The sequence below is a fragment of the Stutzerimonas stutzeri genome (genome assembly GCF_002890895.1).
Lineage (GTDB): Bacteria > Pseudomonadota > Gammaproteobacteria > Pseudomonadales > Pseudomonadaceae > Stutzerimonas > Stutzerimonas stutzeri_AB.
Genome location: NZ_POUL01000003.1, coordinates 453,592 through 477,538 on the forward strand (window position 1 = coordinate 453,592; position 23,947 = coordinate 477,538).

25 protein-coding genes and 1 pseudogene are annotated in these 23,947 nt (G+C 58.7%); 24 read left to right on the forward strand and 2 right to left on the reverse strand.

Annotated elements, in window-relative coordinates:
- The first annotated feature begins 65 nt into the window (after nucleotides 1-65).
- From secD to CXK96_RS07825, 3 genes and pseudogenes are all read left to right on the forward strand, one after another.
- A complete protein-coding gene (gene secD, locus CXK96_RS07815) occupies nucleotides 66-1,934 on the forward strand; it encodes a protein translocase subunit SecD (protein WP_102835899.1) in 1,869 nt (622 codons plus the stop codon).
- A gap of 12 nt (nucleotides 1,935-1,946) precedes the next feature.
- Nucleotides 1,947-2,855 carry a protein translocase subunit SecF gene (secF, locus tag CXK96_RS07820; RefSeq protein WP_102835900.1) on the forward strand — a complete coding sequence of 303 codons (909 nt, stop codon included), beginning with the start codon at nucleotides 1,947-1,949 and terminating at the stop codon, nucleotides 2,853-2,855.
- A 72-nt stretch (nucleotides 2,856-2,927) separates the two neighbouring features.
- Nucleotides 2,928-3,461: pseudogene (locus CXK96_RS07825) on the forward strand (glycine zipper 2TM domain-containing protein).
- Nucleotides 3,462-3,508: 47 nt separating this feature from the next.
- Here CXK96_RS07825 and suhB read toward each other — a convergent pair.
- Entirely contained in the window at nucleotides 3,509-4,324 is an 816-nt protein-coding gene (gene suhB / locus CXK96_RS07830) for an inositol-phosphate phosphatase (protein ID WP_102835901.1), read from the reverse strand.
- Between the two features lie 152 nt (nucleotides 4,325-4,476).
- On the opposite strand from suhB, the gene trmJ reads away from it, so the two are divergent.
- From trmJ to der, 19 genes are all read left to right on the forward strand, one after another.
- On the forward strand, nucleotides 4,477-5,253 hold the full coding sequence (gene trmJ, locus CXK96_RS07835) for a tRNA (cytosine(32)/uridine(32)-2'-O)-methyltransferase TrmJ (RefSeq protein ID WP_102835902.1): 777 nt from the start codon (nucleotides 4,477-4,479) through the stop codon (nucleotides 5,251-5,253).
- A complete protein-coding gene (cysE, locus tag CXK96_RS07840) occupies nucleotides 5,253-6,029 on the forward strand; it encodes a serine O-acetyltransferase (RefSeq protein WP_102835903.1) in 777 nt (258 codons plus the stop codon). Before trmJ ends, cysE (CXK96_RS07840) begins: the two co-directional genes overlap by 1 nt.
- 181 nt (nucleotides 6,030-6,210) lie before the next feature.
- Nucleotides 6,211-6,702: a Fe-S cluster assembly transcriptional regulator IscR gene (gene iscR, locus CXK96_RS07845; protein ID WP_102835904.1), complete on the forward strand. Its 492-nt coding sequence runs from the start codon at nucleotides 6,211-6,213 to the stop codon at nucleotides 6,700-6,702.
- Between the two features lie 30 nt (nucleotides 6,703-6,732).
- Nucleotides 6,733-7,947 (forward strand): IscS subfamily cysteine desulfurase, encoded by a 1,215-nt coding sequence (locus tag CXK96_RS07850; protein ID WP_102835905.1) that lies wholly within the window; start codon nucleotides 6,733-6,735, stop codon nucleotides 7,945-7,947.
- Between the two features lie 47 nt (nucleotides 7,948-7,994).
- Nucleotides 7,995-8,387, forward strand: coding sequence for a Fe-S cluster assembly scaffold IscU (gene iscU, locus CXK96_RS07855; RefSeq protein ID WP_045425243.1), 393 nt, complete (start codon nucleotides 7,995-7,997; stop codon nucleotides 8,385-8,387).
- Between the two features lie 10 nt (nucleotides 8,388-8,397).
- Nucleotides 8,398-8,721 carry an iron-sulfur cluster assembly protein IscA gene (iscA, locus tag CXK96_RS07860; protein WP_102835906.1) on the forward strand — a complete coding sequence of 108 codons (324 nt, stop codon included), beginning with the start codon at nucleotides 8,398-8,400 and terminating at the stop codon, nucleotides 8,719-8,721.
- A gap of 7 nt (nucleotides 8,722-8,728) precedes the next feature.
- A complete protein-coding gene (gene hscB / locus CXK96_RS07865) occupies nucleotides 8,729-9,250 on the forward strand; it encodes a co-chaperone HscB (protein WP_102835907.1) in 522 nt (173 codons plus the stop codon).
- 41 nt (nucleotides 9,251-9,291) lie between these two features.
- Nucleotides 9,292-11,154 carry a Fe-S protein assembly chaperone HscA gene (hscA, locus tag CXK96_RS07870; protein ID WP_102835908.1) on the forward strand — a complete coding sequence of 621 codons (1,863 nt, stop codon included), beginning with the start codon at nucleotides 9,292-9,294 and terminating at the stop codon, nucleotides 11,152-11,154.
- 5 nt (nucleotides 11,155-11,159) lie between these two features.
- Complete coding sequence (gene fdx, locus CXK96_RS07875; RefSeq protein WP_102835909.1) at nucleotides 11,160-11,498, forward strand: ISC system 2Fe-2S type ferredoxin; 339 nt, start codon at nucleotides 11,160-11,162, stop codon at nucleotides 11,496-11,498.
- Nucleotides 11,499-11,511: 13 nt separating this feature from the next.
- On the forward strand, nucleotides 11,512-11,709 hold the full coding sequence (iscX, locus tag CXK96_RS07880; protein ID WP_102835910.1) for a Fe-S cluster assembly protein IscX: 198 nt from the start codon (nucleotides 11,512-11,514) through the stop codon (nucleotides 11,707-11,709).
- A gap of 162 nt (nucleotides 11,710-11,871) precedes the next feature.
- On the forward strand, nucleotides 11,872-12,303 hold the full coding sequence (gene ndk, locus CXK96_RS07885; protein ID WP_021209485.1) for a nucleoside-diphosphate kinase: 432 nt from the start codon (nucleotides 11,872-11,874) through the stop codon (nucleotides 12,301-12,303).
- 17 nt (nucleotides 12,304-12,320) lie between these two features.
- A complete protein-coding gene (gene rlmN / locus CXK96_RS07890) occupies nucleotides 12,321-13,472 on the forward strand; it encodes a 23S rRNA (adenine(2503)-C(2))-methyltransferase RlmN (protein WP_180981508.1) in 1,152 nt (383 codons plus the stop codon).
- Nucleotides 13,473-13,483: 11 nt separating this feature from the next.
- Nucleotides 13,484-14,242: a type IV pilus biogenesis/stability protein PilW gene (gene pilW / locus CXK96_RS07895; protein ID WP_102835998.1), complete on the forward strand. Its 759-nt coding sequence runs from the start codon at nucleotides 13,484-13,486 to the stop codon at nucleotides 14,240-14,242.
- Complete coding sequence (locus CXK96_RS07900) at nucleotides 14,239-15,222, forward strand: RodZ domain-containing protein (protein WP_102835912.1); 984 nt, start codon at nucleotides 14,239-14,241, stop codon at nucleotides 15,220-15,222. The genes pilW and CXK96_RS07900 overlap by 4 nt, the downstream gene beginning before the upstream one ends.
- 2 nt (nucleotides 15,223-15,224) lie before the next feature.
- Nucleotides 15,225-16,337 carry a flavodoxin-dependent (E)-4-hydroxy-3-methylbut-2-enyl-diphosphate synthase gene (gene ispG / locus CXK96_RS07905; RefSeq protein WP_102835913.1) on the forward strand — a complete coding sequence of 371 codons (1,113 nt, stop codon included), beginning with the start codon at nucleotides 15,225-15,227 and terminating at the stop codon, nucleotides 16,335-16,337.
- Nucleotides 16,338-16,351: 14 nt separating this feature from the next.
- Nucleotides 16,352-17,635, forward strand: coding sequence for a histidine--tRNA ligase (gene hisS, locus CXK96_RS07910; protein WP_102835914.1), 1,284 nt, complete (start codon nucleotides 16,352-16,354; stop codon nucleotides 17,633-17,635).
- 39 nt (nucleotides 17,636-17,674) lie between these two features.
- Entirely contained in the window at nucleotides 17,675-18,316 is a 642-nt protein-coding gene (locus CXK96_RS07915) for a YfgM family protein (RefSeq protein ID WP_102835915.1), read from the forward strand.
- 4 nt (nucleotides 18,317-18,320) lie between these two features.
- Nucleotides 18,321-19,469, forward strand: a complete 1,149-nt coding sequence (bamB, locus tag CXK96_RS07920; RefSeq protein WP_102835999.1) for an outer membrane protein assembly factor BamB — start codon at nucleotides 18,321-18,323, stop codon at nucleotides 19,467-19,469.
- Between the two features lie 106 nt (nucleotides 19,470-19,575).
- On the forward strand, nucleotides 19,576-21,054 hold the full coding sequence (gene der, locus CXK96_RS07925) for a ribosome biogenesis GTPase Der (RefSeq protein ID WP_102835916.1): 1,479 nt from the start codon (nucleotides 19,576-19,578) through the stop codon (nucleotides 21,052-21,054).
- Nucleotides 21,055-21,057: 3 nt separating this feature from the next.
- On the opposite strand, the gene cysE (CXK96_RS07930) is transcribed toward der, so the two are convergent.
- Nucleotides 21,058-21,843 carry a serine O-acetyltransferase gene (gene cysE, locus CXK96_RS07930; protein ID WP_102835917.1) on the reverse strand — a complete coding sequence of 262 codons (786 nt, stop codon included), beginning with the start codon at nucleotides 21,841-21,843 and terminating at the stop codon, nucleotides 21,058-21,060.
- Nucleotides 21,844-22,005: 162 nt separating this feature from the next.
- Here cysE (CXK96_RS07930) and CXK96_RS07935 point away from each other — a divergent pair, with 162 nt between their 5' ends.
- A complete protein-coding gene (locus CXK96_RS07935; RefSeq protein ID WP_102835918.1) occupies nucleotides 22,006-23,154 on the forward strand; it encodes a pyridoxal phosphate-dependent aminotransferase in 1,149 nt (382 codons plus the stop codon).
- Nucleotides 23,142-23,936, forward strand: a complete 795-nt coding sequence (locus tag CXK96_RS07940) for an amidohydrolase (protein WP_102835919.1) — start codon at nucleotides 23,142-23,144, stop codon at nucleotides 23,934-23,936. Before CXK96_RS07935 ends, CXK96_RS07940 begins: the two co-directional genes overlap by 13 nt.
- Nucleotides 23,937-23,947: the final 11 nt, after the last annotated feature.

Consider the following 23,947-nt stretch of genomic DNA (forward strand, 5'->3'; position numbering starts at 1 on the left):
CGACTTCTACTCCACACCAACGACGGGGCGCGCAAGGCGCCCCGCGTCATTAGACGGGCTGCGTCATGCTCAATAGATTCCCCCTCTGGAAATATCTGCTGATAGTGGTAGTGCTCGGCATTGCCATCATTTATTCGGCGCCCAATCTCTATCCGGATGATCCGGCTGTTCAGATCACCGGCGCTGCCACCTCGCTCAATGTCACCGAAGCCGACCTCGATCAGGCGAGCAAAGCGCTTGCCGAGGCCGGTATCGAAGTCAAGGCTGCAAGCCTTGATGAGCAGGGGCGGGGCGGCCTGTTGCGATTGACTGATCAGGACGATCAGCTGCCTGCCAAGGATGTGGTGCGTCGTGCGCTGGGCGATGCCTATGTGGTTGCGCTCAATCTTGCGCCCACGACGCCAGAGTGGCTGCGTGACTTGGCTGCAAGCCCGATGAAGCTGGGCTTGGATTTGTCCGGTGGTGTGCATTTCCTGCTCGAAGTCGACATGGAAAAAGCCATCGAAACGCGCCTCAACGTTTACGAGGGTGAGGTCAAGAGCCTGTTGCGCAAGGAGCGCGTTCGTTATCGCAGCCTTCCTTTAGCTGAAAATGCTGTGCAGCTAGGTTTCGCCGACGAGGCCACGCTTTCGGCTGCTCAGTCGCTGATCCGCAAGAACTTCAACGATTTTGAGCTGACGTCCACCGAGCGCAACGGCCAGCAGGTGCTGCGTCTGGCCATTACCGAGGCCAAGCTAGCGGAGATCCGCGAGTATTCGATCAAGCAGAACCTGACCACCGTCCGTAACCGGGTCAATGAGTTGGGAGTCTCCGAGCCGTTGGTTCAGCGTCAGGGTGCCAACCGCATCGTGGTTGAGCTTCCGGGGGTTCAGGATACGGCTGAAGCCAAGCGTATCCTGGGCAAGACTGCGAACCTCGAGTTCCGGCTGGCGGCCGAAGCTGACGCTGCCCGTGCGACAACCGAGACCTTCGAGTTCCGTGAGGAGGGGCGTCCGCCTGTCCAGCTCGAGCGCAACCTGATCATCACTGGTGACCAGGTCACCGACGCTCAGGCCAGCTATGACGAGAATGGCCGGCCTCAGGTAAACATTCGCCTGGATGGTCACGGCGGCGATCTGATGAACCGCGCCACTCGCAACAACGTTGGGCGCAGCATGGCGGTTGTGTTCATCGAACAACGGCCGACAACGCGCTACGTCAAGCAGATGGTCGACGGAGTCGAGCAGGAAGTTCGAGTCGAGACCTTCCAGGAAGAGAAAAAAGTCATCAGCCTGGCAACCATCCAATCTCCCTTGGGCAGTCAGTTCCGTATCACTGGTCTTGACGGTCAGGGCGAGTCATCCGAGTTGGCATTGCTCCTTCGTGCTGGGGGGCTGGCTGCACCGATGTACTTTGCCGAAGAGCGCACCATCGGCCCAAGCTTGGGTGCTGAAAACATTCAGCTCGGTGTCGAGGCGGCGATGTGGGGCTTTCTGTTCGTCGCCGTGTTCATGGTGCTGATCTACAAGTTCTTCGGGATCCTGGCTACCGTCGCGCTGCTGTTCAACATGATCGTGCTGACGGCTTTGATGTCGATGCTGGGCGCCACGCTGACGCTGCCGGGTATCGCCGGTATCGTGTTGACGATGGGCATGGCGGTTGATGCCAACGTGCTGATTTTTTCGCGGATCCGCGAAGAGATTGCTAACGGCATGTCAATTCAACGCGCCATCCATGAAGGCTTCGATCGCGCGTTTTCAGCGATTGTTGACGGCAACCTCACGACCCTGCTGGTAGGCGGCATTCTCTTCGCCATGGGAACCGGGCCGATCAAGGGTTTCGCCGTTACGCTCTCGCTCGGGATCATGACTTCTATGTTCACCGCCGTCATCGTGACTCGAGCCATGGTCAACCTGATCTACGGTGGCCGTGATCTCAAGAAATTGTGGATTTAAGGGGCTAGCACGATGAAACGCGTAATCAACTTTATGGGCGTTCGTCATGTGGCGTTTGCCCTGACCGTGGTGCTCACGCTGGTCTCGCTGGCTAGTCTGGCGGTGAAGGGGCTGAACTTCGGTCTGGACTTCACCGGCGGCACGCTAATCGAGCTCTCATACGAACAGCCGGTTGCTCTGGATCAGGTGCGCTCACAGCTTGCCGGCTCCGGTTTCAATGAAGCTGTGGTTCAGAGCTTTGGTGCCACCACGGATGTTCTTGTGCGCATGCCGGGCGATGATCCACTGCTTGGTGAGCGAATTGCCGACGCCCTGCGCGGTGGCGAGGCGGGCAGTGCGGTGACCGTCAAACGTGTGGAGTTTGTTGGTCCTGCCGTGGGTGAGGAGTTGCGGGACCAGGGCGGTTTAGGCATGTTGCTCGCGTTGGGCGGCATTCTGGTTTATGTCGCGTTCCGCTTTCAGTGGAAGTTCGGCCTGGGCGCGGTGTTGTCGTTGTTCCACGACGTGATCCTGGTGCTAGGCGTCTTCTCGCTGTTCCAGATCTCCTTTGACTTGACGGTACTGGCGGCGGTGTTGGCGGTGATCGGTTATTCGTTGAACGACACCATCGTGATCTTCGACCGAATCCGTGAAAACTTCCGCATGCTGCGCAAGGCGGAGCTGCTCGAGAACATCAACATTTCGACCACCCAGACTCTACTGCGGACTCTGGCCACTTCGGTGTCCACGCTGCTTGCGGTGGGCGCGCTGATGTACTTCGGTGGCGAAAATCTGTGGGGCTTCTCCCTGGCGCTCTTAATCGGGGTTGGCGCGGGTACCTACTCATCGGTCTATGTGGCGGGAATGCTGCTGGTCTGGCTGAATCTGACGCGCGAAGATCTGATTCCTCCGGTCGTCGAAGAGGTGGACGAGCTTCCCTGATTCGAACTTCCGGCAGTCTGGCGAGTCCAAGGCGCCGCCGCGAGCCTGGCTCGTCAGATGAAGGAAGATGCAGTGAACAAGTCCATGTTGGTCGGTACCGTACTGGGGGCTGTTGTGGTGAGCGCTGGTGGTGCTTTTGCGACCTATGCGCTGGTTGATCGAGGGCCTGAATTCGCCAGCGTGCTAGCCGTTAATCCCGTCAAGGAGACCGTCAAGACGCCTCGTGAGGTATGCAAGGACGTGACGGTCACTCGCCAGAGGCCTGTACAGGACAGCAATCGTATTGCCGGTACAGCCGTGGGTGCGGTGGTCGGTGGGCTGCTCGGAAACCAGATTGGCGGCGGCAACGGCAAAAAGATTGCCACGGTAGCCGGTGCGGTGGGCGGTGGTTATGCCGGGAATTAGGTGCAAGGCCGCATGCAGGCGAATGACACCTATAGCACAACGGAAACCCGTTGCAGTACAGTCACTGACACTCATCAGAAGATCATTGGCTATGAGGTGAAGTACGACCTCGACGGCACGGTCGGGCAAGTCCGGATGGATCGCGACCCTGGTCAGAAAATTCCGGTCCATGACGGGCGTTTGGTGCTGACACAGCAGTAAGTCGATATAAAAAACGCCCAGATGGGCGTTTTTTTTGCGGCGTATGGTTACCGTTTCAGTGCTGGAGTCAGATGGGGCTGGATGGCGGTAAGGACTGCCTTGAAGCACTTGGTGTTGCCCGCAACGATTTGGCCCTTTTCAAGGTATTCATGGCTGCCAGTGAAGTCACTGACCAGGCCGCCGGCTTCTTGAATCAGCAGGGCGCCTGCGGCCATGTCCCATTCGGACAGGCCAAACTCCCAAAACGCGTCATAGCGACCGGCCGCGACATAGGCCAGATCCAGGCTGGCAGCCCCGGCGCGGCGAAGCCCTGCGGTTTGCCCAACCAGGCTTCGGAACATATTGAGGTAGCTATCGAGATTGTCCAGCTGGCTGTCGCGGAACGGGAATCCCGTGCCGAGAAGTGCGCCTTCCAGGCTCTTGCGTGCACTGACGCGCAGGCGGCGTCCGTTGAGTGCCGCGCCACGACCCCGGCTGGCAGTAAACTCTTCCTGGCGAACCGGATCGATTACCACGGCGTGTTCGAGGCGGCCACGATATTTGCAAGCGATGCTGACTGCGTAGTGAGGTACGCCGCGTAGAAAATTGGTGGTTCCGTCCAGTGGGTCAATCACCCAGAGGTAATCCTTGCCGTCACCGCTGCCTTCCAGCAGTCCGCCTTCCTCGCCAAGGATTCCGTGGTTTGGATAGGCTTTGCGCAGCGCCGTGACGATCAGTTGTTCGGCGGTGCGGTCGATTTCCGAGACGTAATCGCGCGCGTCCTTTTCGCTAACCGAGATCACGTCCAGGCGCTCGGTGGAACGAACAATCATTTCGCCAGCGCTACGGGCGGCGCGCAGCGCGATATTCAGCATGGGCTGCATCGATCAAATACCTGGTCGTTTAAAGAAAGCCGGCAATTCTATCAGAAACCGGCGCTGCATGTTGCTCGCCAAGCGCTCGTTCTGGCGGCTAATAGCGAAGCTGCGGATCCTTCCTGTAAGCTCTCCGTCTGCTTTCTGATTGAGAAAAAACAGTGTCGCTTCAGAGCATTCGCGTAGTGTTGGTCAACACCAGTCACGCTGGGAATATCGGGGGCGCGGCCCGCGCCATGAAAAATATGGGCTTGACGCGCTTGGTGTTGGTGGGCCCGGAGGATTTTCCGAGTCCGAACGCCGTCGCGCGAGCCTCGGGTGCAACCGATATTCTTGATTCAGCGGAGATCGTGGCGACGCTCGAGGAGGCCTTGGTTGGCTGCAGCCTAGTGCTGGGCACAAGTGCGCGCGATCGTCGCATTCCTTGGCCGCTTCTGGATCCGCGCGAAACCGGTACGGTCTGCCTTGAGCAGGTCGAGCGGGGCGGTGAGGTGGCGTTGGTATTTGGGCGCGAATATGCAGGGCTCACCAATGAAGAGCTCCAGCGCTGCCAGTACCATGTACATATCCCTTCAGATCCTGCCTTCAGTTCGCTGAACCTGGCTGCTGCGGTGCAAGTGCTTGCCTATGAGGTGCGCATGGCCTGGCTGGCGGCAAACGATCAGCCTAGCAAGCAAGAAAAGCTCGAAACAACGTCGATGCTCGACACTCAGCCGGTTACAGCCGATGAGCTCGAACACTATTACGGTCATCTTGAGCAAACCTTGGTCGAGATTGGCTTCCTTGATCCTCAGAAACCCAGGCATCTGATGCCGCGACTGCGCCGGCTTTACGGTCGTTGCGGTATCAGCAAGCTTGAAATGAATATCTTGCGCGGAATCCTTACCGAGACCCAAAAGGCCGTGCGCGGCGAACCCCACAAGCGGAGAGGTGATTGATGTTCGAAGGCATGCGCGAAGATATCCAGAGCGTTTTCCATCGCGATCCGGCAGCGCGTAACGCATTCGAAGTGATCACCTGTTATCCGGGTCTGCACGCTGTCTGGTTTCATCGGGTATCTCACTGGCTTTGGGTCAACAATTGCAAATGGCTGGCACGGATGAACTCAAATCTGGCCCGTTGGCTGACCGGCATCGAAATCCATCCGGGCGCGCAAATAGGGCGGCGTTTCTTTATTGACCATGGTATGGGGATCGTCATCGGCGAGACGGCCCAGATAGGCGATGACGTCACGCTCTACCATGGGGTGACCCTGGGCGGTACCAGCTGGAACAAGGGTAAGCGTCACCCCACGCTTGAAGATGGGGTAATCGTGGGTGCCGGCGCGAAGATTCTTGGCCCGTTCACTGTGGGCGCGGGCGCGAAGATCGGGTCTAACGCGGTGGTGACGCGTGCGGTGCCGGCCGGGGCGACCGCCGTTGGTATCCCGGGTCGGGTGATTGCCAAGGCCGATGACGAGCAAGAGGCCAAGCGCAAAGCGATCGCTGAGAAGATCGGTTTCGATGCCTACGGTGTTACCGAGGACATGCCTGATCCGGTGGCGCGCGCTATCGGCCAGTTGCTCGATCACGTCCAGGCTGTCGAGGAGCGTATGGATGGCATGTGTCAGGCATTAACCGCGCTTGGTAGCGATTATTGCGCAAAGCAGATGCCGGAATTGCGTGAGGAGGATTTCGCTGAGGTCAAGCGCGCCGGCGAAGAGCCTCGCTCCTGAAGTGCGACAGGGTGGGCGAGCTGTTATCATGCGGGCTCGGCTGCGGTCGTGTCTGTACGGCTCGCGCTTCTGGCACCTTTCCCGTGCGGCTAAAGTCCGAGTGATTTAATGGGGCTTATAGTTGATCTAAATAGTCGGGTATTGCATACTTGCCTCAAACCATGATGCTTGGTGCGAACCGATGCGATTGACTACCAAAGGCCGTTACGCCGTCACTGCGATGCTCGACCTTGCGCTGCATGCGCAACACGGTCCGGTATCCCTCGCGGATATTTCCGAGCGCCAAGGCATATCGCTTTCCTATCTTGAACAGCTGTTTGCCAAGCTGCGTCGCGGCAGTTTGGTGACGAGTGTTCGTGGGCCGGGGGGTGGCTATCAGCTTTCTCGTGAGATGGCGGGCATTCAGGTTGCGCAGGTCATCGATGCGGTGAACGAGTCGGTAGATGCCACGCGATGCCAAGGCTTGGGTGACTGCCACTCGGGGGATACGTGTCTGACCCACCATCTGTGGTGCGACTTGAGTCAGCAGATCCATGAGTTTCTGACTGGCATCAGTCTGGCGGATCTGGTGATGCGTCGCGAGGTTCAGGAAGTGGCTCTGCGTCAGGATATGCGCCGCGCCAATGGACAGACTCCGCAACTGGATAAGATTGAAGCGTCCGCCATTGAATGAGCAGGACGACAGCCTGATAGGAGATACCTGATGAAGTTGCCGATTTACCTGGACTACTCCGCTACCACGCCGGTTGACCCTCGCGTCGCCGAGAAGATGGTTGAATGCCTGACAGCCGGAGGTAACTTCGGTAACCCGGCTTCGCGCTCCCACGCTTTCGGTTGGAAAGCCGAGGAAGCAGTCGAGAATGCGCGTCGTCAAGTTGCCGAGCTGGTCAATGCAGATCCTCGCGAAATCGTGTGGACCTCTGGTGCGACCGAGTCGGATAACCTGGCTATCAAGGGTGCGGCGCATTTCTACGCGTCCAAGGGCAAGCACATCGTAACTAGTAAGATCGAGCATAAAGCCGTTCTTGATACAACCCGCCAGCTCGAGCGCGAGGGCTTCGAAGTAACCTACATCGAGCCTGGCGAGGATGGTGTGATCACGTCGGCGATGGTTGAAGCTGCGCTACGTGACGACACCGTGCTGGTGTCCATCATGCATGTGAACAACGAAATCGGAACGATCAACGATATCGCCGCTATTGGTGAGCTCACCCGTTCGCGTGGTGTGCTGTTCCACGTCGATGCCGCGCAGTCGACCGGGAAGGTGGAGATCGATCTGGAGAAGATGAAGGTCGATCTGATGTCCTTCTCTGCTCACAAGACATATGGTCCCAAAGGGGTCGGCGCCCTGTACGTGCGGCGCAAACCACGTGTGCGTCTTGAAGCGCAGATGCATGGCGGCGGACATGAGCGTGGCATGCGCTCGGGAACGCTGGCAGCGCATCAGTCAGTGGGCATGGGTGAGGCGTTCCGCATTGCCAAAGAAGAAATGGCTGCAGAAAACGAGCGTATTACTCAGCTGCGCGACCGCTTCTTCCAGCAGGTTGAGCACCTGGAAGAGCTTTATGTGAATGGCAGCATGACGGCACGGGTGCCGCACAACCTGAACCTGAGTTTCAACTACGTTGAAGGCGAGTCGCTGATCATGGCGCTCAAGGATCTGGCGGTTTCTTCTGGTTCAGCCTGTACCTCTGCTTCGCTGGAGCCGTCCTACGTGCTTCGGGCGCTGGGTCGTAATGACGAACTGGCACACAGCTCGATCCGTTTTACCTTCGGTCGTTTTACTACCGAAGAAGAAGTTGACTACGCCGCGCAGAAGGTCAGCGAGGCGGTCACGAAATTGCGTGAGCTTTCACCCTTGTGGGACATGTTCAAGGATGGCGTCGATATTTCTCAGGTCGAGTGGGCTGCCCACTGATTTGAAACGTCGAGTTCCGCATAGCCTGATTCAAAGAGGATTGCACCATGGCATACAGTGATAAGGTCATTGACCATTACGAAAATCCCCGCAACGTCGGTAAGTTCGACGCTGAGGATCCTTCCATCGGTACCGGCATGGTCGGCGCGCCGGCCTGCGGCGATGTGATGCGACTGCAGATCAAGGTCAACGAGCAAGGCGTGATCGAAGATGCCAAGTTCAAGACCTATGGTTGCGGTTCAGCCATTGCTTCCAGCTCCCTTGCTACCGAGTGGATGAAGGGCAAGACGCTGGAAGAAGCGGAAACCATCAAGAACACTCAGCTCGCTGAAGAGCTGGCACTGCCGCCGGTGAAAATCCATTGCTCGGTATTGGCAGAGGATGCCATCAAGGCAGCCGTTCGCGATTACCGCGAGAAAAAAGGGTTGCCGCAGGCCTAAGGGGGTATCGATGGCTATCAGCATGACAACCGCCGCTGCCGATCACGTGCGTCGTTCTCTGGAAGGGCGCGGCAAAGGGCTTGGGGTCCGGTTGGGTGTACGGACCACCGGCTGTTCCGGCCTGGCTTATGTGCTCGAGTTCGTGGACGAAGCAGCTACAGAGGACTCGGTCTTCGACAGTCATGGCGTCAAGGTGATCATCGATCCCAAGAGCCTCGTGTACCTCGACGGGACGGAGCTCGACTTTGTTCGAGAGGGGCTGAACGAAGGCTTCAAGTTCAACAACCCTAACGTACGTGGCGAATGCGGCTGCGGCGAAAGCTTCAATATCTGAGGACGCTGTGGGAACTCCCTGTCACTATGCGCTGTTCGAGTTGCAGCCAACTTTCGATATCGATCCGGAGCTGCTGTCGTCTCGTTACCGCGAGCTGGCGCGCAAAGTTCATCCGGATCGGTTTGCTGACGCTGGCGAGACCGAGCAGCGCTACGCAATCGAACGCTCGACGAATCTCAACGAGGCCTATCAGACGCTGAAAAGCCCGTCGCGTCGAGCGCGCTACCTGCTCACGCTTGAGGGTCGCGAGATGCCGTTGGAGGCGACCGTTCAGGATCCCGCTTTCCTTATGCAGCAGATGCAGTGGCGTGAAGAGCTGGAGGAATTGCAAAGTGATGCGGATATCGCAGGTGTAGGTTCCTTCAAGGCTCGCCTCAAAGCGGCTCAGCAAGGTCTCAATGACTCTTTCGCCGGCATCTGGCGGGATGATTCGCAGCGGGCGGAGGCGGAACGGCTGGTGCGTCGCATGCAGTTTCTCGACAAGCTGTCCCATGAAGTGCGCCAGTTAGAAGAGCGCCTCGACGATTAACCCCGCGTAGCGCCAGACGCTGCGCCCGATATCAGACAGACATGGCCTTACTTCAGATAGCTGAACCCGGACAAAGCCCGCAACCACACCAGCGTCGACTGGCGGTTGGCATCGATCTTGGCACTACCAATTCGCTCGTTGCAGCCCTGCGCAGTGGCGTTACGGCGCCACTGGCCGATGCCGATGGAGAGGTGATTCTGCCATCCGCGGTGCGTTATCACAGCGATCACGTTGAAGTGGGGCGAGCAGCGAAAGCCGCCGCTGCCAGCGATCCGTTAAATACCATTGTGTCCGTCAAGCGCTTGATGGGTAGGGGTGTCGGTGATGTGAAGCAGCTGGGTGGGCAGCTCCCTTATCGATTCAGCGAGGGGCAGTCACAGATGCCCTTCATCGAGACGGTGCAGGGTGCCAAAAGCCCGGTTGAGGTCTCTGCGGAGATTCTTCGCGCGTTGCGTGAGCGTGCGGAGGCCGTATTGGGCGGCGAGCTGGTCGGTGCGGTGATTACGGTTCCGGCGTATTTCGATGATGCGCAACGGCAAGCGACCAAGGATGCCGCGCGCCTGGCTAATCTCAACGTGCTACGCCTGCTTAATGAGCCTACTGCCGCCGCCGTTGCCTACGGTCTGGACCGCGAAGCCGAAGGTGTCGTGGCGATCTATGACCTGGGCGGTGGAACCTTCGATATCTCCATCCTGCGTCTGACCAAAGGCGTATTCGAGGTGCTGGCTACCGGTGGTGATACTGCGCTTGGCGGTGATGATTTCGATCATGCGATTGCCGACTGGATTCTGGCCAAGGCCGGCGCCTCCCAGGATCTCGATCCGGGAACCCAGCGTGAAGTGCTGAAAATTGCCTGCGATGCCAAGGAGCAGCTCAGCGAAACAGATACCGTTGAAGTGCGCTATGCCGATTGGCAGGGCATTCTGACACGACCCATATTCAACGAACTCATCGAGCCGATGATCGCTCGTAGCCTTAAATCGTGCAGGCGCGCGCTGCGTGATTCGTCGATTGAGCTGGATGAGGTCCAGGCGGTGGTCATGGTCGGCGGTTCCACACGGGTCCCTCGGGTTCGCGAGCGTGTGGGGGAGATGTTCGGTCGGGAACCGTTGACGGATATCGATCCCGATCAGGTCGTTGCTATCGGTGCTGCAATCCAGGCCGAGACGCTGGCCGGCAACAATCGCGATGGTGAAGAGCTGTTGCTGCTCGATGTAATTCCGCTGTCGCTTGGACTGGAAACGATGGGCGGGTTGATGGAGAAGATCATTCCGCGCAATACCACCATTCCGGTTGCTCGGGCTCAGGAGTTCACCACGTACAAGGACGGCCAGACGGCCATGATGATCCATGTGCTGCAGGGTGAGCGCGAGCTTATTGCCGATTGTAGATCCCTGGCTCGCTTCGAGCTGCGGGGCATCCCGCCAATGGTGGCCGGGGCTGCGAAGATTCGTGTCACCTTTCAGGTTGATGCGGACGGGCTGCTCAGTGTTTCGGCGCGTGAGCTGGCGTCGGGCGTGGAGTCCAGTATCCAGGTAAAGCCCTCTTATGGACTCACCGATGGCGAGATTGCTCGCATGTTGGAAGACTCTTTTCATAAGGCCAATGAAGACAAAACGGCCCGAGCGCTTCGTGAGCAGTTGGTTGATGCGCAGCGACTGCTCGAGGCGGTTGAAGGGGCATTGGCGGTTGATGGCGAGCGTCTGCTCGACCAAGAAGAGCGCGAGGCGATCGAGTCGCAGGTGCGCGAGTTGCGTGAGTTGCTTGATAGTCAGGATGGCCTTGCCATCGAGCGTCAGGTGAAGCGCCTCAGCCAAATTACCGATGCCTTTGCAGCGCGACGACTAGATTCCACCGTCAAGGCCGCCCTGGCCGGGCGGCGGCTTAACGATATCGAGGATTGAACCAGATGCCGCAGATTGTTTTCCTGCCTCATGCCGACCATTGTCCGGAAGGGGCGGTAGTGGATGCTCAGCCCGGTGAGACGGTGCTTGACGCTGCGCTGCGAAATGGCATCGATATTGAACATGCCTGTGAAAAGTCCTGTGCGTGTACGACTTGCCACGTGGTGATCCGCGAGGGTTTCGCTTCGCTAGAGGCGTCCGACGAGTTGGAAGATGACATGCTGGATAAGGCGTGGGGGCTAGAGCCTACCTCCAGGCTGTCCTGCCAGGCTGCGATTGCCGACGTCGATCTGGTTGTCGAGATACCGAAATACACCATCAATCAAGTGTCCGAAGGTCATTAAGGCGAGGTGAATCATGGCGCTTAAATGGTCCGATGTATTGGATATTGCAATTGAGCTGAGTGAGCGTAAGCCTGACGTTGATCCCCGCTACGTAAATTTCGTCGAATTGCATCGTTGGGTTGTCGAGCTGCCAAGCTTTGCGGACGATCCGACGCGCGGTGGCGAAAAAGTCCTGGAAGCCATACAGGCTGCCTGGATCGAAGAGGCTTAGAGGAGCCTCTGTCAGCCGGGGTCTGTGGGAGGGCTATCTGGAATTGATGGCTTCTGCCGATTGGCTTCTAGCTTCTGGCTACCCTTATATTTTTCGTCTCGACCCGCGTATAATTCGCGGGTTTACTCGTTTGCTTTAACTTATCGTTTTCTGGAGTTTCAAATGGCCCTGCAACGCACTTTCTCCATCATCAAGCCTGACGCCGTCGCCAAGAATGTTATTGGTGAAATCACCTCTCGTTTCGAGAAGGCTGGTCTGCGTGTCGTCGCTTCGAAGATGGTTCAGTTGTCCGAACGTGAAGCGGGCGGTTTCTATGCCGAACACAGCGAGCGCGGTTTCTTCAAGGACCTGGTCGCGTTCATGGTGTCCGGTCCGGTAATCGTCCAGGTTCTGGAAGGCGAAGACGCCATTGCCAAAAACCGTGAGCTGATGGGCGCTACCAACCCGAAGGAAGCAGCTCCAGGCACTATTCGCGCCGATTTCGCTGTCTCTATCGATGAGAACGCTGTTCATGGTTCCGACTCCGAGGCGTCCGCCGCTCGCGAAATCGCCTACTTCTTCTCTGCCACCGAAGTGTGTGCCCGCATTCGCTGATCAGGCGAAGGTGAATCCTGATGACTGTGACTACCGGTAAAGTAAATCTGCTGGGGCTGACCCAGCCTCAGCTGGAAAGCTTCTTCGATTCCATAGGGGAGAAGCGCTTTCGTGCCGGTCAGGTCATGAAATGGATTCACCACTTTGGCGTCGATGACTTCGATGCCATGAGTAATATCGGCAAGGCCTTGCGCGAAAAGCTCAAGGCCTCTGCTGAGATCCGCGGCCCCGAAATCGTTAGCGAAGACATTTCCACCGACGGCACCCGCAAATGGGTTGTGCGTGTGGCTTCGGGGAGCTGCGTGGAGACCGTCTATATTCCCCAGGGTGGGCGAGGCACGCTCTGTGTTTCTTCCCAGGCTGGCTGTGCGCTGGACTGCAGCTTCTGCTCGACTGGCAAGCAAGGTTTTAATAGCAACCTCACCGCTGCCGAAGTGATCGGTCAGGTGTGGGTTGCCAATAAGTCGTTCGGCACGATACCGGCGAAGGTAGATCGCGCCATCACCAACGTGGTGATGATGGGCATGGGCGAACCCCTGCTCAACTTCGACAATGTCGTCGCCGCCATGCAGATCATGATGGACGACCTCGGCTACGGTATATCCAAGCGTAAGGTGACGCTCTCAACATCGGGTGTAGTACCGATGATCGAGGAGCTGTCCAAGGTCATCGATGTATCGCTGGCCCTTTCGCTGCACGCGCCGAATGATGAATTACGTGATCAGCTGGTTCCGATCAACAAGAAATACCCATTGGAAATGCTGTTGGCGGCTTGCCAACGCTATATCTCCAATCTCGGCGAAAAGCGCGTCCTGACTATCGAATACACGTTGTTACAGGGCGTTAACGATCAGCCTGAGCACGCCGAACAGATGGTCGTCCTGCTGGCGAAGATTCCGTGCAAGATCAATCTGATCCCGTTCAATCCCTTTCCGCACTCCGGATATGAGCGGCCGAGCAACAACACAATCCGACGTTTTCAGGACATCCTCCACAAAGCTGGGCACAATGTGACAGTGCGCACCACTCGCGGTGAGGATATCGACGCTGCCTGCGGCCAGCTGGTCGGGCAGGTGCTGGATAGAACGCGTCGAAGCGAGCGATACATCGCAGTGCGCCAGCTGCAATCTGAGCCACTGACGACGCCCGTTGCTACGAACCGTTCCTGAGGGGGATGCTGATGATCTTGCGCGTCGCGCTGCTGTTTGTGCTCGCCAGTCTAATGGCTGGCTGTGTGTCTTCCGGATCGGTGAACCCGATGCGTACTTCGCAAGGTCGCGACGAAGCCCGAGATGCCTATATTCAGCTTGGCATCGGCTATTTGCAGCAGGGCGAGGCCTCTCGGGCGAAATCGCCGCTACGCAAGGCGCTTGAGCTGGACCCCAATAGTGCAGATGCCCATGCGGCGTTGGCCTTGGTATTCCAGAACGAAATGGAAAATCAGCTCGCAGACGAGCATTACCGCAAGGCGCTGTCGAGTCACAATGACGCCCGTATCCTCAACAACTACGGCAGCTTTCTGTTCGAGCAAAAGCGCTATCCAGAGGCGATGGAGCGTTTCTCAAAGGCCGCGGAAGATAATCTGTATTCCGGGCGATCCCACGTCTTTCAGAACATGGGCATGACAGCTCTGATGCTGGGTCAGCGCGAGCAGGCCGAAACCTATTTCACTCGTGCCTTGCGCCTCGACAGCCGGCAGCCGCGCGCACTACTCGAATTGGCCGTAATGGCGTACGAAGACAAGCAGTACGTCCCGGCAAAACGTTATTACGAAGGTTTCAGCAGCCTTTCCGAGCAAAATGCCCGCAGTCTGCTGCTGGGCATTCGTTTGGCGAACATTCATCAGGACCGCGATCAGGCGGCGAGCCTGGGTTTACAGCTCAAGCGCCTGTATCCGGGGACGCCTGAATATCAACAGTTTCTTTCGGAGCAACGATGATAGCGCCCCATTCTGAAGCCGCCGCCCCGACGGCCCTGGGCAATCCTGGCGAAACGTTGCGGGCCGAGCGCGAGAGTAAAAACTGGTCCCTCCCTGCAGTAGCCAAGCAGCTCAACCTTTCGGAGCGATCCCTGACCCAGATAGAGGCCGGTGACTTCAGTCAGCTGCCGGGCCACACATTCGCCCGCGGCTACGTTCGTGCGTACGCCAAGCTGCTGGGACTGGACCAGAATCGTCTGGTACAGCAGTTCGACCAGCATACCGGTACAGATGCAACCGGCAGCAGCGTCAACAGTCTTGGCCACATCGATCAGCCCGTGCGGCTGTCGCGCAGCATGGTGCGTTTCTTTACCTTCATCCTGACATTGGTGATCGGCGTAGGTGCGTTCTTGTGGTGGCAGGATCGCTCGGCTCGTACCGAGTCGGGCCCGTCGGTCTCCGCACTTGAGCGCATTGAGGTCGAGGCGGCCGACGGAACTACTGAGATTCATTTGCTCGACCGCGCTGAAGAGCCAGTCGAACTCGCAATCGAGGAGCCAGTCAGCTCGACGCCGTCGGCTGCCGACGAGCTCCAGGCCCCCAACACCGAGCCGTTACCACTAGCTGAACAGCCTGTAGTCGGAACGGAGGAAGGAACGCCAGCTCAGCTGCCCGAGGACGAGCCTTCCAGTGAGGCACCGGCCGATGCTACGCCCGCGCCAGTGGGCGTTGTAGCTGAAGCCGAGCCTGTCGGGCCGGGGGAAGGCCGTTTGACCTTGAATTACACGGCGGATTGCTGGACGCGGGTCACTGATGCGAAAGGTGAAGTGCTCTACAGCGGGCTGGCTAAAGCCGGCAGCAGCCGCACCCTGGTTGGCGCAACCCCGCTGGACCTGCATCTGGGCTTTGCCTCGGGCGTGCAGGTCAGCTACAACGGCGAGCCCGTCAGTCTTTCCGGAAAAACCCGCGGTGAAACCGCGCGTCTCAAGCTCGGACAGTAATCATGCACAGTGAGTCTCCTATCAAGCGTCGACCTACTCGCAAAATCTGGGTAGGCAACGTACCGGTCGGCGGCGATGCGCCTATCGCCGTACAAAGCATGACCAATACCGAAACCTGCGATGTGGATGCCACGGTTGCACAGATCGAGCGGCTGAAAAATGCCGGAGCTGACATTGTGCGTGTATCGGTGCCTTCGATGGAGGCGGCCGAGGCGTTCGGCAAGATCAAGCAGCGCGTCAGTTTGCCTTTGGTGGCTGACATTCATTTCGATTATCAGATCGCTCTGCGTGTCGCCGAGCTTGGTGTTGATTGCCTGCGCATCAATCCCGGCAATATCGGGCGCGAAGACCGTGTCCGGGCTGTGGTCGAAGCGGCGCGGGATCGCGGCATCCCGATTCGCATAGGCGTTAACGCCGGCTCGTTGGAAAAGGATCTGCAGAAGAAATACGGCGAGCCGACACCCGAGGCGCTGGTAGAGTCTGCGTTGCGCCATGTCGAACATCTCGACCGTCTGAACTTTCCGGATTTCAAGGTAAGCGTAAAAGCCTCCGACGTATTCATGGCTGTGGCAGCCTACCGTCTGTTGGCGGACAAGATCGAGCAGCCTCTGCACCTTGGCATTACCGAAGCCGGTGGCTTGCGCTCGGGTACAGTGAAATCGGCCGTCGGATTGGGCATGCTGCTCGCCGAGGGCATAGGCGACACCATTCGCATATCGCTGGCTGCTGACCCGGTGGAAGAGATCAAGGTCGGTTTCGACATCCTCAAGTCGCTGCGTCTGCGTTCGCGAGGGATCAATTTCATCGCCTGTCCAAGTTGCTCCCGGCAGAACTTCGACGTGGTCAAGACCATGAACGAACTAGAGGGGCGGCTTGATGATTTGCTGGTGCCTCTGGATGTGGCGGTGATCGGTTGCGTTGTGAACGGGCCCGGTGAGGCCAAGGAAGCACATATCGGCTTGACAGGTGGGACGCCGAACAACCTGATCTATATCGACGGTAAGCCGGCGCAAAAGCTGAACAACGAAAACCTGGTCGATGAGCTGGAGCAGCTGATTCGTCGCAAGGCCAGCGAAAAGGCCGAGTCTGACGCTGCGCTGATACTGCGCAGCTGAATTAAGGAACCGAATTGAGCAAGTCTCTGCAAGCCATCCGTGGCATGAACGATATTCTTCCGGCCCAGACGCCGGTTTGGCGCTACCTAGAAACGACCTTCGCACAGTTGCTCGACAGCTATGGCTACAGCGAGATTCGTCTGCCGATCCTCGAGTTCACCGATCTGTTCGCTCGCGGAATCGGCGAGGGTACCGACGTGGTCGACAAGGAGATGTACACCTTCCTCGACCGTAATGAGGAGTCATTGACGCTGCGGCCAGAGGGAACTGCCGGTTGCGTGCGCGCTGTGCTCGAACATGGCATGACGGGCGGCGGGCAGGTACAGAAGCTTTGGTACGCGGGGCCGATGTTCCGCTACGAGAAGCCACAGAAGGGCCGCTATCGCCAGTTCCATCAGATCGGTGTCGAAGTCTTCAATCAGCCGGGTCCGGATATTGATGCCGAGCTGATCGTACTGACCGCGCGGCTGTGGAAGAAGCTCGGCCTGTCCGATTCGGTCACCTTGCAGCTGAATAGCCTCGGCTCTAGCGAGGCAAGGGCAACCTATCGCGACGCGTTAGTAGCTTACCTGCAGCAGCGTTTCGAGCAGCTCGACGAAGACAGCCAGCGCCGCCTGACCAGTAACCCCCTGCGTATTCTCGACAGCAAGAATGCCCAGACCCAAGCGCTGCTGGCTGATGCGCCGACGCTGCATGACTATCTGGATGAAGAATCGAGTGCGCATTTCGAAGGCCTGAAAGCCCGTCTCGAAGTGGCAGGAATAGACTTTAAGATCAATCCCAAGCTGGTTCGTGGCCTGGACTATTACGGCCGGACCGTGTTCGAGTGGGTGACAGACAAACTGGGATCGCAAGGTACCGTTTGCGCGGGTGGTCGTTATGACGGGCTGGTCAGTCAGTTTGGCGGCAAGCCCACTCCCGGCGTTGGCTTCGCCATGGGCATTGAGCGGCTGGTGCTGCTTCTCGAAACACTCGAATTGGTGCCCGAGGAACTCAATCAGCCGGCACACGCATTCATCTGTGCTTTTGGTGAGGCGGCCGAACTGGCAGCGCTGGGCCTGGCCGAGCGTTTGCGAGATGCCTTGCCGGGCCTGCGCCTGCTGGTCAACGCGGGCGGCGGAAGCTTCAAGAGTCAGTTCAAGAAAGCCGACAAGAGCGGCGCCCGTTTCGCGCTGATTCTGGGTGACGACGAACTGGCCGGGCGCGTGGTAGGTTGCAAGCCGCTGCGCGACGACAGCGAACAACAAAGCATTGCCTGGGATGCTCTACCCGAGTGTCTGGCTGCCTGTCTCGCGTGAGCGGTCAGGTCTGATTTAAGCGAATGAAGGAGTGACAGTGTGACCTCGGGTACCGAAGAAGAACAGCTGGCGCAAATCAAGGAATGGTGGCAGCAAAACGGCAAGCCGTTGCTGTTTGGGGGTGCGCTTGCTCTGGTGTTGGTATTCGGCTGGCAGTTCTGGCAGAAGCACCAGCTCAATCAGGCGCATAGTGCCTCGACTGTCTATCAGCAGTTGCTGAATGCCGCGCTGGAAGAGGGTGGAGCCGATACCGCCGAGGTCTCGCGCCTGGGCAATTTGCTACAGAAAGAATTCGCTGGTTCTCACTACGCTCAGTACGGCAGCCTCTTCGTTGCCAAGGTGGCGGTAGAGTCCGGCCGTCTCGACGAGGCTGCAACGGAGCTTCAGGCGGTGCTGGACAAGCCTGCCGACAAGACTCTGGAAGAGCTGGCTCGCCAGCGTATGGCTCGTGTTCTTGCGGCGCAGGATAAGGCTGAGGATGGTCTCGCGTTGCTCGACGGCGAAGCCGTCGATGCGTTTGCCGCCAGTCGTGAAGAGTTACGGGGCGATCTGCTGGTTCAGCTGCAACGCCCTGAAGAAGCCCACGCTGCCTATTCCAAAGCAAAAGAACTGCTGTCTCAGGATGCCGCGATCGGTGGCCTGCAGCTGAAACTTGACGATCTGGCTCGTGGAGAGGCGTGAATTGATGCGTTGGAAAACTGCAGCACTGCTGACCCTGGCCGTTCTTGCGGCAGGTTGCAGCAGCAACGACAAGAAAGAACCCGAACCCGCCGAACTGGTCAAGTTTGACGCTGAGATCCAGCTAAAAGAACAGTGGAGCCGGTCTATCGGCGACGGCCAGGGCGAGACCTATAACCTACTAGCCCCCGTTGTCTACGGTAATGAGATATTTGCCGCCGATGTCGAAGGGTTGGTCGTGGCCATGGACCGTACGACCGGCAAGGTCAACTGGAAGAATGACCTCGAAGTGCCGATTTCTGGTGCCGTAGGCGCTGGCTACGGCCTGGTTCTGGTCGGTACCCTGCGTGGTGAAGTGCTGGCTCTGGATGTATCCACTGGTGAAGAGCGCTGGCGTAGCCAGGTGAGCAGCGAGGTGCTCGCCGCCCCCGCCGTCAATGGTGACGTGGTTGTTGTTCAGACCCAGGATGACCGTGTCATCGCGCTTGAGATTGACACCGGCGCACAGCGTTGGAGCTACGAAAGTTCGCCAGCGGTCCTGACCCTGCGCGGTACCGGCTCACCGTTGCTGACCAACAAGCTGGCGATTGCCGGCCTTTCCAGTGGCAAGGTAGTAGCACTGGACACCCGCCGCGGATTGCCAATCTGGGAGCAACGGGTCGCCATTCCACAAGGTCGTTCCGAACTTGAGCGCGTCGTCGATATCGATGGCGGGCTGCTGCTTTCAGGCGGCACCCTCTATGTCGCTTCCTTCCAGGGTCGCGCAGCTGCGCTGGATCTGGAGAGTGGTCGGATTCTCTGGCAACGCGATGCCTCGACGGCAACCGGCCTTGCAATGGGGTATGGCAGTGTCTACGTAAGCCAGGCCGACGGCACCGTGCTCGGCATCGATGAGCGATCGACAACCGTACTGTGGAGCAATGATTCGCTGCTGCGTCGGCAGCTGTCCGCTCCGGCGGTTTTCTCCAGCTATGTCGTGGTGGGTGACAAGGAGGGGTATCTACACTTCCTCAGTCAGGTCGATGGGCGTTTCGTCGCGCGCACCCGTATCGACAGCGCCGGGGTGCGTGCCAGACCTGTGGTCGAAGGCGACTGGCTGTATGCCTACGGTAACGACGGAAAGCTTGTCGCGCTGACCATTCGCCAGGCGGATTGACAGCCTCACGTCGTGTACCTTGCTCCGATCAGGCGGAGCAATAAATATCTGGCCGCTGCCTTGCAGCGGCCTTCGTGTTTTCTGAAATATCGCAGTGGAGAGCCGTATGGTTCCCGTAATCGCCCTGGTGGGCCGCCCGAACGTTGGCAAGTCCACCCTGTTTAACCGTTTGACCAAGAGCCGTGACGCCATCGTGGCGGAATATGCCGGTCTGACCCGTGATCGCCAGTATGGCGAGGCCAAGTGGCAGGGTCGCACCTACATCGTCATCGATACCGGTGGTCTGACAGGGGATGAGGAAGGCATCGACGCCAAGATGGCCGAGCAGTCCCTGCAAGCCATGCAGGAGGCCGATGCAGTCATGTTCATGGTCGATGCGCGTGCTGGCATGACGCCTGGCGATCAGATGATTGCCGAACACCTGCGCAAGATGAACAAACGCCACTTTCTGGTGGCGAACAAGGTCGACAGTATTGATCCCGATATCGCCCGCGCGGAATTCAGTCCGCTGGGTCTTGGTGATGCCCTGCCGATTGCCGCCGCCCATGGCCGCGGGATCAGCCATATGCTGGAGCAAGCGCTCGGCGTGTTCCCCAAGGACAACGCCGAAGTTGCCGAAGGCGAAGGTGAAGAGGGCGAGGCGGTCGCCGAAGGCGAGGAACTAAAGCGCATCCCAGGGCCGAGCGAAAAAGATGGCATCAAGATAGCGATCATCGGTCGACCCAACGTGGGCAAGTCGACGCTGGTCAACCGCATGCTTGGCGAGGAGCGGGTCATTGTCTATGACCAGGCCGGCACCACCCGCGACAGCATCTACATCCCGTTCGAACGCGACGATGAAAAGTACACCCTGATCGATACGGCTGGTGTGCGACGCCGTGGCAAGATTTTCGAGGCCGTGGAAAAGTTCTCGGTGGTCAAGACGCTGCAGGCGATCCAGGACTCGAACGTGGTCATCTTCGTCATGGATGCCCGCGAAGGCGTGGTCGAGCACGATTTGAATCTGCTTGGTTTCGTGCTGGAAAGCGGCAGAGCGCTGGTCATCGCGCTGAACAAGTGGGACGGCATGGAGCCGAGCGAGCGTGACTATGTGAAGACCGAGCTGGAGCGCCGGTTGTTCTTTGTTGAGTTTGCCGACATCCACTTCATCTCCGCCAAGCATGGCACCGGCGTTGGCAACCTGTACAAGTCGGTGCAGGCTTCGTTCACTTCAGCTGTGACTCGTTGGCCCACCAGCCGTCTGACGCAGATCCTTGAAGACGCGGTTCGCGAGCATGCGCCGCCGATGGTGGCCAGCCGCCGAATCAAGCTTCGTTACGCACACCTGGGCGGTGCCAACCCGCCGCTGATCGTGATCCATGGCAACCAGGTCGACTCGATTCCCAAGTCCTACACCCGTTATCTGGAAAACACTTACCGGCGGGTGCTGAAGCTGGTTGGTACACCCATTCGTATCGAGTACAAGGGTGGCGAAAACCCCTTTGAGGGCAAGAAGAACACCCTGACCGACCGACAGGTCAACAAGAAGCGTCGCCTCATGTCCCACCACAAAAAGGCCGAGAAAAAGCGTCGCGATAAACGCTAGTTTTCAGCCATCGTCGAACGACTGGTCCATATCCAGGGCCGGTCGTGCATGCCTCGGCTTGCCGACTTGGCGGGCCGGGTTACCGACCACGGTTGTGTGAGGCGCCACGGCTTGCAGCACCACACTGCCAGCGCCGACCTTGGCGCCTTCGCCGATTTCAATATTGCCAAGAATCTTTGCTCCCGCGCCGATCATCACGCCGCTGCGCACCTTGGGGTGACGGTCTCCGCTTTCCTTGCCGGTCCCGCCCAGCGTCACACCTTGCAGAATCGAGACATCATCGCCCACTGCGGCGGTTTCGCCGATGACGATGCCGGTCGCATGGTCGAGCATGATGCCGGTGCCGATCCGGCTGGCCGGGTTTATGTCGACGGCTAGACGTTCGTTGCAGCGAGCCTGGATGAACATCGCCAGCAGGCGCTCATCCTGCAGCAGCAGCTGATGGCCTATGCGGTAGGCCTGCAGGGCCAGAAATCCCTTGGAGAACAGCAGCACTTCCAGCCCGGTGCCAAAGGCCGGGTCTCGGCTGACGATGGCCTGCAGGTCGCACCAGGCCGACTCGGCCAATGCCGGGAACTGCTGGTGAATGCTGGAGAAGCGATCAAACAAGACCGCTTGCTGCTCCTCGCTGTCAGCTAGGGCTTGGCTGACTCGGTGGGCCAAGGCGAAAGCGAAATCAGGCTGATCGAGAATGGCTTCACGAAAAGTGCCGCTCAAGACCGGCTCTGCCTGCACTGCTCGTTCTGCCTGGGTACGCAAGATGTGCCATGGGGAGTCTGCAGGTGACATGCTGGAATTCCTGAGTATCGGATTGAGGTGCCGCGCAGGCGTGTTTGCATCACTGTAGCAGCCGGCGCGGCATGTCCGACGCCCTCGTATCCTGGCGCATTGATCGGCTATTCTGTTTTCCCCTGCCGAAGCCCCTTACGGCGGGCCTGTTGGAAGGCTGTCATGTTGATCAGTAAATTGCCCAATGTCGGCACCACCATTTTCACCACAATGTCGCAACTGGCGGCGCAGACCGGCGCCTTGAACCTGTCGCAGGGCTTTCCCGATTTCGATGGCCCCGATGCGTTGCGTGAGGCAGTTGCCCGGCATGTAATGGCTGGGCACAACCAATATGCACCGATGACCGGCCTGCCGGCGTTGCGCGAGCAGGTGGCGATCAAGGTCGGCTCGTTATATGAGCGCCGGGTCAGCGCCGAGACCGAGGTCACGATCACCCCCGGGGCGACGCAGGCCATTTTTTGTGCAATTCACGCGGTTGTCCGCCCAGGGGATGACGTAATCGTTTTCGACCCCTGCTACGACAGCTACGAGCCAGCCGTCGAACTCGCCGGCGGGGTGTGCGTTCATCAGTCGCTGAGCTTGCCGGGCTTTTCCATCGATTGGCAGAAGCTCGCCGATGCAATTACCCCACGCACTCGAATGATCGTGTTGAACACGCCACATAACCCCAGCGGCGCATTGATCGAGAGGGCTGACCTGGATCGTCTGGCGGCCCTGATCCGCGACCGCGATATCTACCTGCTCAGTGACGAGGTCTACGAGCACCTGATATTCGACGGTCGTGAGCACGCCAGTGTATTGCGGCACGATGAACTGTATCAGCGTGCCTTCGTCGTCAGTTCCTTTGGCAAGACCTACCATGTCACCGGCTGGAAGACCGGATACGTGGTGGCGCCAACCGCGCTCAGCAGTGAGCTGCGCAAGGTGCACCAGTACGTCAGCTTTGCCGGCGTCACGCCGTTGCAATGGGCGCTGGCCGATTTCATGGCTGCGCATCCCGAGCACGTATCAGAGCTGCCAGCCTTCTACCAGGCCAAGCGTGATCTGTTCTGCGATCTGCTGGCCGGTTCGCGCTTCAGCTTCACGCGCGCCTCGGGGACCTACTTTCAGCTGGCGGACTATTCTGCGATCCGCCCGGATCTCGGCGATGTCGCCATGGCTGAATGGCTGACCCGTGAACACGGTGTCGCCAGTATTCCGATTTCGGTGTTCTACCAAACGCCTCCTGCAGAGTCGCGGCTTGTCCGCTTCTGCTTCGCCAAACGAGAGGAGACGCTGCGTCAAGCAGCAGAACGACTATGCGCGATCTGAACGACTTACCCGATCTTGAACTGGCTCTGATCCAGACGACGCTTGTCTGGCAGGATGCTGACGCCAATCGTGAGCGTTTCATCGGGCTGCTGGATGACGCCCGCGGCGCGGACCTGATCGTCCTGCCGGAAATGTTCACGACCGCTTTTTCGATGAATTCCGCCGAGCTCGCCGAGCCCGAGGAGGGCCCGACCTACTCATGGTTGCGTGAGCAGGCAGCACGTATGGACGCGGTGATCACCGGTAGCGTGATCATCGAGGCCGCCGATGGCAGCCATCGTAACCGGCTGCTCTGGGCTCAGCCGAACGGCGAAATCTTGCATTACGACAAGCGTCACCTGTTCCGTATGGCCGGTGAGCACAAGCACTACACGGCGGGCGAGAAACAGGCCGTTTTCAAACTCAACGGCTGGCACGTGCGCCCGCTGATCTGCTACGACTTGCGCTTCCCGGTCTGGAGCCGCGATCCGCACGACACCGACCTGCTCCTCTATACCGCCAACTGGCCGGCCGCACGACGTAACGCCTGGAATCGCCTGTTACCTGCGCGTGCGATCGAGAATCTTTGCTACGTCGCCGCGGTGAATCGGGTGGGCGAAGACGGTAAGGGTTATCCCTACAGTGGCGACAGCCAGGTACTGGACTATCTCGGCGATCCGCTGCTCGAAGCCGGTGATGCAGAAGGTGTGTTCCGCACGACGCTTCGCGCGGCTCATTTGGCCAAATTCCGCAGCAAATTTCCCGCGTACCACGATGGCGACGCTTTCGAACTGAAGCTTTAACCCGGAGTGGA